This window comes from Bacillus arachidis (assembly GCF_030285945.1).
GTDB classification, from domain to species: Bacteria; Bacillota; Bacilli; order Bacillales; family Bacillaceae_G; genus Bacillus_A; species Bacillus_A arachidis.
The window spans coordinates 1,784,954-1,799,307 of the sequence record NZ_CP127376.1 but is presented as its reverse complement, the minus strand read 5'-3'; the positions used below and the strand labels follow the sequence as shown (position 1 = coordinate 1,799,307).

The 14,354-nt window shown below is 31.9% G+C and carries 11 protein-coding genes and 2 pseudogenes; 5 read left to right on the top strand and 8 right to left on the bottom strand.

Annotation, left to right across the window (positions count from 1 at the left end):
* Positions 1-84: 84 nt before the first annotated feature.
* Entirely contained in the window at positions 85-1,254 is a 1,170-nt protein-coding gene (locus QRY57_RS10665; protein ID WP_286017404.1) for a serine hydrolase domain-containing protein, read from the bottom strand.
* A gap of 845 nt (positions 1,255-2,099) precedes the next feature.
* Positions 2,100-3,008, bottom strand: a complete 909-nt coding sequence (locus QRY57_RS10660) for a DMT family transporter (RefSeq protein WP_286017403.1) — start codon at positions 3,006-3,008, stop codon at positions 2,100-2,102.
* Positions 3,009-3,738: 730 nt separating this feature from the next.
* Here QRY57_RS10660 and QRY57_RS10655 point away from each other — a divergent pair.
* From QRY57_RS10655 to QRY57_RS10635, 5 genes and pseudogenes are all read left to right on the top strand, one after another.
* Positions 3,739-4,278, top strand: coding sequence for an HD domain-containing protein (locus tag QRY57_RS10655; protein ID WP_286017402.1), 540 nt, complete (start codon positions 3,739-3,741; stop codon positions 4,276-4,278).
* Between the two features lie 276 nt (positions 4,279-4,554).
* Positions 4,555-4,734 (top strand): annotated as a pseudogene (locus tag QRY57_RS10650) (recombinase family protein); the annotation flags it as partial.
* 2,032 nt (positions 4,735-6,766) lie between these two features.
* Positions 6,767-7,165 carry a hypothetical protein gene (locus tag QRY57_RS10645; protein WP_286017401.1) on the top strand — a complete coding sequence of 133 codons (399 nt, stop codon included), beginning with the start codon at positions 6,767-6,769 and terminating at the stop codon, positions 7,163-7,165.
* A complete protein-coding gene (locus tag QRY57_RS10640; RefSeq protein ID WP_286017400.1) occupies positions 7,116-7,493 on the top strand; it encodes a YiiX/YebB-like N1pC/P60 family cysteine hydrolase in 378 nt (125 codons plus the stop codon). The genes QRY57_RS10645 and QRY57_RS10640 overlap by 50 nt, the downstream gene beginning before the upstream one ends.
* Before the next feature lie 27 nt (positions 7,494-7,520).
* The gene (locus tag QRY57_RS10635) at positions 7,521-8,573 is read left to right on the top strand and encodes a hypothetical protein (RefSeq protein ID WP_286017399.1); all 1,053 of its coding nucleotides are present in this window, start codon (positions 7,521-7,523) and stop codon (positions 8,571-8,573) included.
* 110 nt (positions 8,574-8,683) lie between these two features.
* On the opposite strand, the pseudogene QRY57_RS10630 reads toward QRY57_RS10635, so the two are convergent.
* From QRY57_RS10630 to QRY57_RS10605, 6 genes and pseudogenes are all read right to left on the bottom strand, one after another.
* Positions 8,684-9,390, bottom strand: a pseudogene (locus QRY57_RS10630) (IS6 family transposase).
* 869 nt (positions 9,391-10,259) lie between these two features.
* A complete protein-coding gene (locus QRY57_RS10625) occupies positions 10,260-10,487 on the bottom strand; it encodes a methyltransferase (RefSeq protein ID WP_286017398.1) in 228 nt (75 codons plus the stop codon).
* A 365-nt stretch (positions 10,488-10,852) separates the two neighbouring features.
* Positions 10,853-11,407: a recombinase family protein gene (locus tag QRY57_RS10620; protein ID WP_286017397.1), complete on the bottom strand. Its 555-nt coding sequence runs from the start codon at positions 11,405-11,407 to the stop codon at positions 10,853-10,855.
* A 352-nt stretch (positions 11,408-11,759) separates the two neighbouring features.
* The gene (locus tag QRY57_RS10615; protein WP_286017396.1) at positions 11,760-13,025 is read right to left on the bottom strand and encodes an FtsW/RodA/SpoVE family cell cycle protein; all 1,266 of its coding nucleotides are present in this window, start codon (positions 13,023-13,025) and stop codon (positions 11,760-11,762) included.
* Positions 13,026-13,032: 7 nt separating this feature from the next.
* Positions 13,033-13,440 carry a PadR family transcriptional regulator gene (locus QRY57_RS10610; protein WP_286017395.1) on the bottom strand — a complete coding sequence of 136 codons (408 nt, stop codon included), beginning with the start codon at positions 13,438-13,440 and terminating at the stop codon, positions 13,033-13,035.
* A gap of 4 nt (positions 13,441-13,444) precedes the next feature.
* Complete coding sequence (locus QRY57_RS10605) at positions 13,445-13,978, bottom strand: sigma-70 family RNA polymerase sigma factor (protein ID WP_286017394.1); 534 nt, start codon at positions 13,976-13,978, stop codon at positions 13,445-13,447.
* Between the last annotated feature and the right edge of the window lie 376 nt (positions 13,979-14,354).

Below are 14,354 nucleotides of genomic sequence, written 5' to 3'. Positions count from 1 at the left end.
GCCTCCTTAGATAAATAATCAATTTCATCCCTTATTGTTTAACTATGAAAATATGATAAAATTTTATCCGTTCTTCCTTTTGGCCTACTTGCTAAATTCAGCAAGTAAAATATTTTTAAAAAGATCAGAACTATTAACTTTACCCATGCTGTTCAAACTGATTGCCAACGTATGCCTACCTCCGTCTGTACCTCCAGCAAAAGTATCAAATCCCGGTATGCCACCTGTATGTCCCCATATTAGGACACTGTTTGGAAGTTTAGTTTTATAGATTCCAAGACCATATCCATCGATTCCTTCTATTCCTGTAGGAACTGTAGTAAGCATTTGTTTTAGTTGCTGTTCTTTCAGTAATTTTCCACCGAGCAAGTAAGAGAAGAATTTGTTTAAGTCGTCAGCGGTAGAAATCATCTCTCCAGCCGATTGACCCATACTTGGGTTATAATACGTAACATCTTTTAGCTCACTTACTCCATCTAGTTCGATATATCCACGGGCATGGTTGGTACCTGGAATAACGCTTGAATTGCCAGGTAGGAATGTATTCGACAATTCAAGTGGTTCAATAATCCGATTTTCGATCTCTTCCGCATAGCTGTTTCCCGTTACCTTTTCAATAAGGATACCCAGTAATACGTATCCTGTGTTTGAATAAGACCAGCCCTTTCCTGGCGGGAAATCTGGGGGCAGAGAAATCCCCATGTTCACTAGTTCTTCAGCCCTATACGATTTTTTTGTATCCATAAGATTAAAGTCTTTTGACTTTGCGTATTCAGCGATACCACTTGTATGATTCAATATCTGCCGGATAGTAATCTGGTTACCATCATATCTGTTTCCTTGAATGACACCAGGCAACCATTTTTCAATGTAATCGTCTAGATTTAAGCGGTTCTCTCCAGCTAATTGAAGTAGGATTGTTGCGGTGAACGTCTTCGTCACGCTGCCAATGCGAAAGCGAAAATCTGTTTTCATTGGTTTCTTGGTTCTCAAATCCGCTATCCCAACGGCATAACTCCACGTTTTTCCACTCTCAGAAGTTTTAGCGAGTATCCCTGGGTATCCAAGTTGCAATGTATCCCGCATTGCTTGTTTGACCGAAGTATGATCCCGTTGAATATTTGTTTGTAACGAACTAGATACATTTTGAGTGGGATCTGCTTTTATAATTGAGGGTGGTGTTAGGTATAACAAAGAACTTCCAGCTATGAGAAGTGCCAAACTTGAAAATGTAATTTGACTATATATTTTCATAAGACGTTCTTCTCCTCTATTCATATTGTATGGGTAGTTGTTTGTTATTTCGTACTAGCTACACAGATATCATCTCCACCAATAATACAAGGGCAACATGGAATTCGTAATCATCTTCATATTGATTGTTTTTACAAGCACTATTCTGCCATAACAAACGGTGAATCCTTCCTTTTTTACATGTATGTTAATCCCATAAATCACCTTTTTACTTAGAACACTCTTATTACTAGTTTGTTTTTCGCATAAATATATCTTATCTAATCCCCCTCTTTTACTCTTCTCTATATTTATATCCTACACAATAAAAACTTCTTTTTTCTTATCCATTTCTTACAAATTCCTTACGTTCGAAATCACTTCTATAATAGAATAGAGGGAGCATCTGTGCCCGAAAATGCAAAGTATTTTCCAATAAATATATTAATTAAACAGAAAATGTATTTTTAGGGGGGATATTAAAAACTTAGGTTGATAGCGATGTGGCGGGACCCCATCGCTATCAAGTTAAGCTTATGCAAAGTCAAATTGGGACGAGATTGTTTCTTTTTTCTAAGGAGCAAGTGTAGGTGATTGAAAGATTTGCATACAGAATAAACCCTAACGGACTTCACTTTTTTGAATTAAGCGGCTTGATTATCAGACATGGTACAATTGTAAAGTTCATCTTGAATCGAGAGATTCATAAGAAAATGTCGTCCTTTCTAATTTAGCTTGCTTAGAAAGGATAACGTTTTTTGGTCTTTGAGGGTATTAAAATCTCCTGAATTGATGGGCATGTATAGTGGCCCCTAATGCTACTATTCAAAAGTTTACTTTCGAAAATAAGAAAAAGCCCTAACTAGTTAGGACTCTTTTTGTATACCTTTAACAGGAATATTTAATTTGATTTTACGACTAGTTATATAAACTCCCATAAGTATAAAAACTAACCCAATGATTAATCTCCAACTTATATTTTCATTTAAAAGAATATATCCCCAGAAAATAGCTGATACTGGCACTAAGTATGTAGATATGGAAGCGAAGTTTGGGCTCCCTTTTTGAATTAAGTAAAAGTAAAGTAAATAGGCTATACCTGATCCAAATGTACCTATTCCAATTAACGCGCCTATATGATGCCATGATATTTTAGTTAAAATTTGAATTGGTTCTTCTAAAAATAGAACTATGACACCACTACATATGCTACCGACTAATAATGTACCTAAAGAAATTTGGAACATGGATATTTCTTTAAGATAACGCTTTGTTATATGAGTTGCTAGACCATAGCAAAAAGTTGCTATCAACATTGCGACGAAATTTAATGAATCAACTGAAAAAATATTTGATAGATGTATATCTGAGAGTATTAAAATACCTATGAATCCAATACATAGACCTATAATTTGGTTACGATTGGAACGTATACCAAATAATAAAATTCCTAAAACCATTGTCCATAATGGTTGGGTTGCATTTAAGACAGAGGCTAAATTACTAGTCATTTTTTGTTCACTAAAACAAATAAGTGTCCATGGAATTATAGTATTTAGTATTCCTACAGCAAACAAAGGTATAAAAAGAATTTTCCCTTTAAAAGACTTGCGGAAAAATGGTATAAGTACAATAAGTGTTATAGCTCCAAAAGTTGATCGTAAAAATGCTACTACCAAAGGATTGAAATCTGCAACTAAAATCTTGAAAAAATAGAAAGATCCTCCCCAAATAAGGCTTAACATAATGAGTGCAAAGTATAATTTACGTGACATTTTTTCCCCTCTTTACTTTTTAATATGTATTGCTTTTTATCTATATATCATATGGATTTATTTTACATAAAATAGAATATAAAACCAAACAAAAGAACCGCCATTTGTATGTTGCAGTTCTTTTTAATCATCATAGCTCTATATAACTAAAGTTTCTTTACTGGTTTAAAGAGTTTCATGATGTACTAATAACATCTCTAACATCACCGTCAAGCTAAGAAAAGCAAATATCCCAAAACGAGAAAATGGACATGTTCAGGTAAAAATGTCCGTTTTCTCGTTTTGGGGGTTTTATAAAATTTTTTAAGTTGATGGGCATGGGGTACCACCCACATTTTAACGAAAATATACGCTAAGCAAATTTCGATATAAAAAGATCTGAATTTTTTACTCTAAGAAAACTTATTTTCTGTTTGCCCTGTCACTTTAGACGTTATTTTGCACCAATTTTAATTACCATTTTCCGCTTATAAGTAATATAAAAAGTTATCTTAAAATGATAGTTAATAAGTTAAAATAAAGATTTTCAATTTAAAATTAAGTGGTTTAAAACCATAATCATGTTATAACATTAAAGGAACTCGTTGTTTGAATAACACGTTCAACGAAAATTGGTATGCTATTGCCGGCTTTTTGTTTATTCAACTAAAAAACAGTTTAATTAAAGAAAACGGGTCTATAATGCGAGAGGAAATTCAATACATTTATTGAAAAAAAGGAGTCGTTGAAATTGGACACTATTCAATTAATTGAAGATTTCATATTACCTTACTATGCTCAAAAAGATATAATGCACAATGTTGAACATATAAAACGAATTTTAAATTTATCTCTAGAAATGGCTACAATATATAAAGATAAAGTAGATGAGGATTTACTTAAATATGGTGCATATTTTCACGGAGTAATATATGAAGAAGAGATAAGAATAAGCATTGAAGAATTTCTTAAGGGTAATGGGTTTAGTGGAGAAAAAATAAAACGAATTCTAGAAGTGGCAGACGGTTCTCAAAAGGATGGAAAACCAGAAAGCCTAGAAGCTAAAATTCTCCACGATGCACATTTACTTGAGGGTGGAGAGACATTTTTAATTGTTAAATCTTTAATCACTGGATCACTTAGGGGACAATCCTTACTGGAAACGATTGAATATCTGGAAACAAATATACTTAATAAACATCATTGTTACTTACCCGAAAATATTGAAAAATACAAGGAAAAGGAAAAGTTCGCTTTTGACTTTCTATACAAACTCAAAACACATATATAATTTTCAATTTGTGAAATTTTGTATTTAAATTATATATGTGTTTTATGGAATATTTGGGCTCTAAATAAATAGGAATTTTTAATACAATAAAAATTTGCCATGTTTCTTTTGTTATAAGTCTCAAAAACGTAGGTTTTTGAGACTGTTTTTTATTTCTCATTTGATTCGAGAAGAATACTATATTATCAGTCTCAAAACTTGTCTTAAAATCAAAATCTCATTATTTCTTTGTTCAATGAGTTATGAGACAATTAGTAAGAAATTGGAGGTGATGCTTTGCTAATTGGATATGCTCGTGTATCTACGAATGATCAAAATTTAGATTTACAGAAAGATGCTCTTAAACAAGCTGGGTGCAAACGAATTTTCACTGATGTAGTGAGTGGGGCTACTTCATCTCGCTCTGGATTAGATGAAGCACTTGATTATGTACGAGAAGGCGATACGTTAGTAGTAGGGGTCACCATATCATTTTAAGAAAATTGTACGCTAAGAGATTTATAAAGGTGATCCAGATTTAATAAACGTTTATAAATCTTTTGTGACATGTTTATAAACGTGATAAACCTTGATTTTATAAGGATTAAAGTCGTGTCCTTAAAGGTATACCTTTGTAAACAGTGTTCACTTTTTAGGACAGTTCATATTTAAAAAGTAAACCCCACCGTTAAATATCCAAATAAAAACCCAGTGATATCATGGACATGTACTGATATCACTGGGTTTTATGAGTTTAACATTTTGTATCTTTTTTAAAGACTCACTAATTCTAACTTTGTGCATAACTAATGTAAGGATTAAATTTCTAAACATTTACAATATTTAGTATAGATAATATCAATTTACTAAAATATGCAATTTATGTAAAATCATAATTAAGCTAAACTCTTCTTTAAATTCTTGCCCCTAACAAGGATTTAAAGACCATGCTATTTTAGCTAAAAATGCGTAAAAAGAAAAAAGCCAAATCTATCTAGAATTTGGCTTTTTCTTTGGAGTTCATGTAAGTAACAACTTGAATCCACTACTCTTTTTCAAATATAATTGTATTTTATCATATTTTAAACGTTTTGTTGTTATATTTTTTAACTTATCAGAAATTTACAGGTGAATATTTGGAACAATCTTTAGCCTATGATATCGCCCACTAATTACTTGAATAAGCTAATTTGTACCTAAAGGTGTGTTTTGTTTTCGGTATAAACCTAAAATTATTTTCATACCTGTTGGAATTCCTTTGCGAATGCAAAAAAATCCTTCCACTATTGGTGAAAGGAGTTACAATACATTGAAAGGGTATTTTCATTTTAATATATGAGGTAAAAAATTTGTATTGATAAAATATACTTTTATAGACACACTGAGGACTTACTAGATATTTGAATACATAGTAATGAAAAGTGAACCAAGAGGTGTATCTTTGGGAATTCTAAGAGTTAGTAATAAATTTCTCAATATGGATATCGGCACCATTTTTAGTTATAATATTCAAATTCAACAGTTAATGTAATATGATGAAAAAGTGATGGTTATTACCCTATTTGTTTCTCCTTATGCCAAAGATAAGACCGAGTTCCTGGTCTTATCTTTTTTATTTATGGATTTTTGTTGTCATTGGCTTGATGGTGGTGGGGTAGCACCACACATCCATTAACTTAAGAATTTAATAACACTCTAAACAAAAAAATGTACATTTTCTCCTGGATATGTACATTTTTTTGTTTAGAGATATTTGCTTTTCTTAGCTTGATTGTGATGTAGCGAGAACAAGATATTACAAACCTAACAAGAGAGGATCCGTTTATAGGGTCTTCTTTTGTTAGGTATAAATAACTAATTTATTTGATGATTAAATAGAAAGAGTGTAATTTGTTGTACTGGAGTCAGTGTAAAAAAGGCTATAATACCTATTTTTGTATCCTAGATATAATATAGTCCCTAGAATAAAATTAGCAAGCAAGATGTTCATTATTAGTATTTCACTTTACATTGATTTCTTTTTCACTTTAAATTTCCTGTTAAAAAAAATTATTATTAATTTACTAGTTATATATGACATAAAAAAATATATAAAATATGCTATAACAAAATTATTTGCTACAACATTCATTTGTTTATAGGTGTATATAAAGAAAATTGCTAATATAATTCCTAATAATATTGGTGCAACAAAGACTTTCCTTACAATAATTGTGATTACGATACTTAACAATACACAGGTTAAAGGAATGTAGAAAATTAGCATTTCAAAAAAACCTTGGGTTGACTTAAAGTATTCCATAAAAGCTTCCATAATACACATCCTTTTTGCATAAGTTTATCATGAATTAATATCAAAAAACTTTGTCTTGTCTTTTTATCAACAAAAATTGTAATGAAATAAAAAACATCTTCCAACATTATATTCCAATTAATTGCTTTTTATTCCAAAATATGTCTTTAAAATATATAATATAATAGAATTTTATATTATAAAGGGGATGGAATTATGAAAAAAAGAATGGGGATACTTCTAACTAGTTTGTTCCTAACGTTACCAACGATCGCTAGTGCTGAAAAAGAAAAAGATTGGCATTTAGTGGAACCTAGTAACCCGGGAATTGAAGCGAAATGGTTAGAAGAATTAGGGCCTGAATTTCAAAAAGAGTACAATACTTATAGCGTTCAACAAAAAAAAGAAATATTAAGTGAATTCTATAAGGCTTCTAAAAAAACAGAAGAATTTAAAAAACATCTTGCAAATAATGAAAACGGTAAATCTTTAACTCAGCAGGCATCGAGTAGATGGACTGGCTCTGGTATGGGCACAATGGGAGATGCTCTTGTTTCTTTAGATAATGGTAGTAGTAGTTTTCGGTGGGGGGCATGCAGGAATTGTAGCAGATAATAATGCGTATGTATTCGAAGCAAATCCAGGCGAAGGTGTTCGAAGAAAAGCGAATTACTGGAACACTTATTATAATAGTAAATATGCTTTGTATGTAAAAGGTGCAAGTACTAGTTCATATCAAGGAGCACAGCATTATGGATGGCAACAATGGAGAAATGGAAAACCTTATGGTTTGTCAATGAATAAAATGGACGAATCTTCTTACTATTGCTCTAAATTAGTATGGCGGGCTTGGAAAAATGAAGGTTTTGATATAGATGCAGATGGAGGCCCTACAGTTTGGCCGGTAGATATATTAAATTCAAACCAAACAGTATCATATTAAAGCCATTTTAATTTAAAGGAGCAAATAATGAAGAAAATAAAAATTATACTATTAACTATAGTAATAATTGCTTCCTCTATAACAGCTATATATTATTTTCTTTTAAAAAGCAATGAAAATCATGTATCCGTGCAAGGTCAAAAATCAACAGCATTTAAGGATATCGGAGTTCTTTATATGAAACCAGGCGTGATACCTAATAGTGAATTTGTATTTATAAAAGATCCGGAAGATGAAATTGTTACAAAGAAAATAACTGGTACTGATTATTATTTTGAAGACACTATCAAAAATAAAGGAGAATTTGTTTTATCTTCCGTTACCAATGGTAATCGTGCTTTTATTGATTCAAAAAATAAAGTTGAATTGGCACGGGAAAAAGAAAAATCTGGAGTCTCTGCTATTTATGAAGATGAGAATTTAGTAATTAAAGGATTAAATGATGATTTGAAAAACTCAACACTACTTATTAAAAGCAATAAGATTAATCACCAGATTAAATTAGTGGGTTATATCACACAAATTGATTATGATCAATCAAAGCATACAGCTTACATTTTTAATGATTTTACCCATGAGCAGAAAAGTGTTCTCTATACAGTTAATGTTGAAACGGGAGAATTAAAAGAATATAGTTTTGATGCCTTTGGTTCACCTAAAAATTTTATTAAAACTAGTGATGAAATCATCTTTAGTTCTGAAAAAAAACTCAGTATTTTCAACAAGAGTACTCTAACTACAAGATACATCGAGCTACCTTATTCTAATACAGTTGGAGTACATGCTTACGAAGATAAATACTATGTAACTTTTGTTGAAGGACATATTGTAGAATATGATAAAAATTTTAACTTATTGAAAGAATATAAAAACTCAAAGGATTCGAAGGTATTTAGAACTAAATTAACAGGTCATTACCTATACTCTTTATCACCAGGAAGTTTCACTGAAAACGGCGAGAATATTTTATATGCTCATGATTTAAAGGGAAACTTGAAAGAGAGTCATTTAATTTTACCGAAAAAAGAAATGTTTTCTATAGATTTTAAAATACTAAATTCAAGTTCAGACAATTCTTAGAATCCTTTATATTAAGGGTTCTTTTTTTGTTTCAAAAGGATATCCTAGAATCGGTTCTGGTGCAAAAATAAAAGAGAATAAAATGCATATATTCCTAACAGAATCGTACCTTATGCTGCAAGTCCAAACAATTGATGAATGAATTTTTTCTGGTTTTGGACAGACTGGTTCCATAAATCAATCTGTTCTTTTTTAATCATATGTATAGCTTCTACTCCAGAAAGAGTGGATGTAGCTGTGTCAAAACATTTGAAACTTAGCAATAGAGCGGATTCACTTCTTTATAAAGCGATGATCTTGTTCTACTATGTTATTCAAGTACTTTTGTTGTCTAAGTTGCATACCATCAGGTATGCTTTTCTTTTTTCAGCTGTTCAATTGCTATAGGATAAACCGGATTCTTATCGACTGTTATAACACGAGGTTTTGAAACATGAAAAGACCGCAAAGCTTTCTTGAAAAAGCGCTTTGCAGCCTTCTGGTCCCTTGTTTTGCCTAGGCAAAAATCGATTGTGTTTCTTTTTGAATCAACAGCACGATACAGGTACATCCATTGATCTTTTACTTTGATATATGTTTCATCGACTCTCCAAGAATCATTTGTTTGTTTAAGATGACGTCGAATTCGTTTGTCCAATTTAGGACCATACTGATGAACCCAACGCATGATGGTCGTATGAGAGATAGATAGTCCTCGCCCTTCCATCATTTCTACAAGGTCACGTAAGCTTAAATTGTGCCGTAGGTACCATCTCACCATTAACATAATAACTTCTGGTTGATAGTATTTCCATTTGAATGCACTTGGTTTAGACATACTTCATCCACATCCTTTTTAGATTAGTAGTATGTCCAAGTTTGATAAATTTTTTGCACCAGAACCGTTTTTTTCGTTATGGGGGTAATGATTTTTCTTAGCTTGATGGTGATGTGGCGGTACCCCATAGCCATCAAGCTAAAATTTTATAGTACCCCCAGAACGAAATTTTGTGCTAACTTGTAACAAAAAGCTTATTTTTTCGTTTTGGAAAACAATGAAATTCTTAAGTTGATAGGTATGGGGTACCGTCACACCGTTATCTTCTGTCCATGTACGATTAGAAAAACAAAAGAACTTGTAGGGATTGCTACAAGCTCTTTTTAAGGTAAGGTGACTAAAAGGGTAACACAAACTATCTTAACAAGCATATTAGAAAAACATAGGGATGTTTCTTAATAGGTCTATTATATAACAAATATTAACAATTGAAGATTTGGATTTCGAAAATTATGTGAATTGATAAAAATGAGCGATTTATTTTTTTAGTATCTCTTAAAAAATCCATTTATTCATATTGAAATTTTCTATACTTAGATGTATTATATTTTTGTATTTTTTCTCTATCTGAAACAGAGAAAACATCATCACTTCTGAAAGGACCCGAACTTCAACGGGTTCTTTTTATACTTGAATTCATTTCTAATGCATTGTATCATATTTTCGTGTCTTACTTACATAAATCATTATCGGAAGGAATCTGCATTCAAGCAGGTTCTTTTTCTTTATCGGTTGTGATTTTCTTTTCTTAGGTTGATGGACATGTATGGTGAGACCTAATACTGAATACATCATTCCATCTTCTTGAAAATGAAAAAACTCTCTCGTTTCGGTCTCATTTTCATTCCTCCTAATGATTCCTAAAAGGGTTATTGTGCAATTAATTCTTTTTTGCTTTGTATTTTTTTATAGCATCCTCGTTTCACGAGTTGACGAGTTTCAAATCCAGGAATTTGATGAGACATATCAGAAACGTCTACAACGATTGTATTTGTTAATACATTTGCTACAGTTCCAACAAGTATTATTGAAGAATCATGACGATAGCGGAATTGTACAACATCACCAATTCCTATGTTGATAGATTGTTTTTTCATAATAGAATTCCTCCTCATAATGGATAAGTTAAAAATATGAAACTTAAAACCCAAAACAAATTCCAGAAATCACATATGTAGCAACAATTATGATAGTAGATAGTCCAAATGTACCAAAGAACCAGATTTGTGAAGCAATACAATTATTTATACCAAACCATTCACAAATGACTTTGTATCGCTTATTTAAAGTACTTTTTATGGTGATGCTCATTTTCTCTTTTTTAGTTAAGTGTGGTAAAATATATTTGCTGTTAGGAGTTTTTAGATAGGTATTTGCCATCTAGAATTAACCTTTCTTTTATAGTGTACCTGAGAAAAGTCCTCTTTCTAAGCTTTGGTTGGCGAGAAGAGGGCTTTTTTCGTTATTCTTCTTCGTTCTTCATTTCCCTATATAGGGTAGAACGGGAAACACCTGTCATATCCTTGATTTCTTCAACTGTAAATTTTTTAGACCTATATAATTCAATAGCTTGTAAGGTTTTCTTTTTATCGGTTTTAGGTCTCCCTCCTTTCCTTCCTCTCGCTCTTGCCGCATCTAATCCGGCAACGGTTCTTTCACGAATAATATCCCGTTCAAACTCGGCAAAAACAGCAAACATACCAAACATAGCTCTTCCTGAAGCTGTAGAAGTATCAATGTTATCTTTCAAGGAAATAAAATGGACGTTTTTTTCACGGATGATATCCATAATCTCATATAGCTGTTTAACAGATCGGGCTAGACGGTCAAGTTTATAAATAACAAAAGTGTCTCCTTCACGAAGCATATCTAAAGCTATTTTTAATTCATGCCGATTCTGTTTGGCACCGGATATTTTTTCTTGATAGATACGTTCACATCCATTTTTTTGTAATTCGTCTACTTGCATATCTAAGTTCTGATCTTGAGTACTAACTCTTGCGTATCCTATTTTCATGGTCTACTACACCTCTGTTGCTAAAAAGTAAAATAATCTTTTTTCATCCTCCCCACTTTATAGAAATAGTCTTTCTTTATGTAATTATTGTATCATAAATGTACGTATTAGGTACATAGTTTTCGGGATGGTTTTTGGGAAAGTGTCACTTTAGAAGTTATTTTGCACCTATTTTAAGCGCTATTTTGCACTATATATAAATATAAAAAATCCCAATTTCTCAGTTTTAATGCTGAGAAATTGGGATTTTATCGTTACTTCGGAAAAGCTCCCTATTCTGGAATAAGTTAAATAACCATGTCAATGTAAAGTCTCTTTGTTAAATTAATTTAAAGAAAATTTAGATTCAATTCTAAATGAAACTACTTGATATCAAATTTTTACGTCGATACACACTTAACACGATACCCATTAAAAACGCATTAAACAGAGTTGGCATCAATCCATAGCTAATAAAAGGCAAGGATATAGAAGTAATCGGTAATAAGCCTAGGATCATTCCAACGTTATAAATGAACTGGACTACAAAAAGAGTCATTCCACCAACAAGAAGCAATTTACTGTAACGATCATTTATTTTATAAGATATGACCATTATCCTTGCTACAAAAAGAGAAAGAATTAAGACAAGAATCAACGCAAGCAAATATCCATAATAGTAAGTCAAACTTGCAAACACAAAATCAGTATATGCAGCAGGAATAGACTTTACATTTCCAGATGTACCAAACCAACCTGCTGACGACATTACCTCTTTTAAACGTATATACATAAACCCTGCGCCACCCGCATCTTGTTCCGGATTTAAATACCCTAAAAATCTATTCAAGTGGGGTCCTTTTAATGGGGACAAGAAAAATAAACCACTCATAATAAATAAACAAATTGGTACAACTGTAATGATCAATGTCTTTTTCTTACCTAGATTACTCCACCAAAGCATAATGAATACCATCATGGTATAGATAAAAATTGTTGAAAGAGTTGATACAATTAAGAATAAAGACAAAGAAAATAAATACAAAATCACAAGATGCATAACCTTTAACCTACTGTTATTGAAAAAAGAAGCCCAAGCTAGAAGAAAGAACGGCACTGCCATTAAATATCCAATTGCGATGGGACCAACTTCTATTAACAGTTCTCCAATCATTGAAGCGTTTGGAAAACAGTATAGAACTAAAAGGATAAGTACTCCAATTGTGTAAAACAGCCATCCCAGTCTCTCTAATTTCCGATAATCAATAAGCATCATCCCAAAAGCTGTTACAACACCGAGAATAACAAATATCACCTTATTTATTAGTAAATCATTCGTATGCCCAAAAGCTACAACTGGCAAAAAGCCTAGCCCCATAGCAGTCACTAATAAAATAATAATGAACCAATCGACCTTTGGTTTATGAAGTTTGTTAAGTTCTTGACCAAGTTTAACTGGACTTCCCATTTGTTCAACGGCCTTGTCTTCAGCAACTTCCTCACTTAACCCTTTCTCTATCCACATATTCTTCGCCTGTTTCAAGTGAAAATCCAGTTCAGTTGCCACAAGGTTCTTCGCTTCTTTTGATTTAATATGATTGGTAACTTCTTTTAAAAAACGTTCCCCTTTTTGATTCAAATTTGTCTCACCCCTGTACTAATTCTTTTAATATAAATCGCGCCTTTGTAGAATTTTTTTCTGCCTTTCGTAGCATCTTTCTTCCCTTATCATTTAATTGATAATATTTAGCTCCTGAATGATCCCAACTTGATTGGATAAAATGATTCTGTTCCAGACGATGTAATAGGGTGTATAAAAACCCTTCATTTCCTTCGAATTTTTGAATCCCTCTCCCACGTAATAGCTGTGCCAATTCGTACCCTGTTTTTTCATTTATGAGAAGTTGCAAAACTGCTAAAAGGATATCTTCTTCATTTTCGTATGATTGATTAATTTTTTCGTGTACCTGCTTTCGATGCTGATCAGAAAAACTCAAATGTTTAAAAGTTGTATTCTCCATTGATTTTCGTAGGCCTTTTAATCGATCTTCCATTTGATTATTCCTCCAATCCTTTCTTCAAGAGTTCCTTGGCTCTTTTCAGTCTTGTTTTTATCGTGTTTTCCTTCACTTCTATTACCATAGCAATATCTTTGATTGGCAATTCTTCATAATAAAAGAGATAAATCACTTCTCGATATTTTATCGGCAAATTCATTACTGCAGAAGCCAGCCTACGGTCCTCTGCATTTTGAATAACAGTTTGTTCAACACTTTCTTTTTGAATCCCAATATACGTAGATTCATCCTCTGTAACGATTACCTTTTTGTTATACCAACTTTTTATATAGTCCTTACAATGATTAATGGCAATTCTCCACAACCATGTTTTTACATTTGATTTCCCTTTGTATGTATGAAGAGATTTATAACATTTAACAAATATATCTTGCGTTAAGTCCTCAGCGACCTCTTTATTATTCACATATGAATAAACAAGCTGTAAGATTTCCTGTCCATACTTGTTCATTATCCCATCTATAAGGTCCTCCTTATCTTCTATTTCAAACGCCTCTGCTGTTAATTCATCCACATCATTTCCTCCTTCCCATATATTAGACGACGCACTCCATTGAAAAGTTTTATAAATCCCCCAAAAAAACGGCTGGCCATGTCCATACCGTTTTTTTTAACCTATCTTTATTTTAAGCTTAATTTTTCTTTACTAAAAATAAATCTGTTATTTTAACTAAGGCATATCCCTTGTTCTTTTCTAAATAATTATCTACTCTAATTCCTTATTTTACTCCATGAAATTCATTATCCTGCAACCGTTCGTTTCATAAGACTTACTCAATTAAATGGCCCGATTGCTGAACAAAGTTTAAAATGTACACATTTAGTATTTGTTACAAAACTCGTATGTTTATGAACAGAGGATAAAACTCAATAATATCAACGTATTCTAG

Bases quoted from the DNA above. Each gene is read 5' to 3' on its own strand.
- QRY57_RS10665 (WP_286017404.1), bottom strand. From the start codon at position 1,254: ATGAAAATATATAGTCAAATTACATTTTCAAGTTTGGCACTTCTCATA.
- QRY57_RS10660 (WP_286017403.1), bottom strand. From the start codon at position 3,008: ATGTCACGTAAATTATACTTTGCACTCATTATGTTAAGCCTTATTTGG.
- QRY57_RS10645 (WP_286017401.1), top strand. From the start codon at position 6,767: ATGAAAAAAAGAATGGGGATACTTCTAACTAGTTTGTTCCTAACGTTA.
- QRY57_RS10640 (WP_286017400.1), top strand. From the start codon at position 7,116: ATGGTAGTAGTAGTTTTCGGTGGGGGGCATGCAGGAATTGTAGCAGAT.
- QRY57_RS10635 (WP_286017399.1), top strand. From the start codon at position 7,521: ATGAAGAAAATAAAAATTATACTATTAACTATAGTAATAATTGCTTCC.
- QRY57_RS10625 (WP_286017398.1), bottom strand. From the start codon at position 10,487: ATGAAAAAACAATCTATCAACATAGGAATTGGTGATGTTGTACAATTC.
- QRY57_RS10620 (WP_286017397.1), bottom strand. From the start codon at position 11,407: ATGAAAATAGGATACGCAAGAGTTAGTACTCAAGATCAGAACTTAGAT.
- QRY57_RS10610 (WP_286017395.1), bottom strand. From the start codon at position 13,440: ATGGAAGATCGATTAAAAGGCCTACGAAAATCAATGGAGAATACAACT.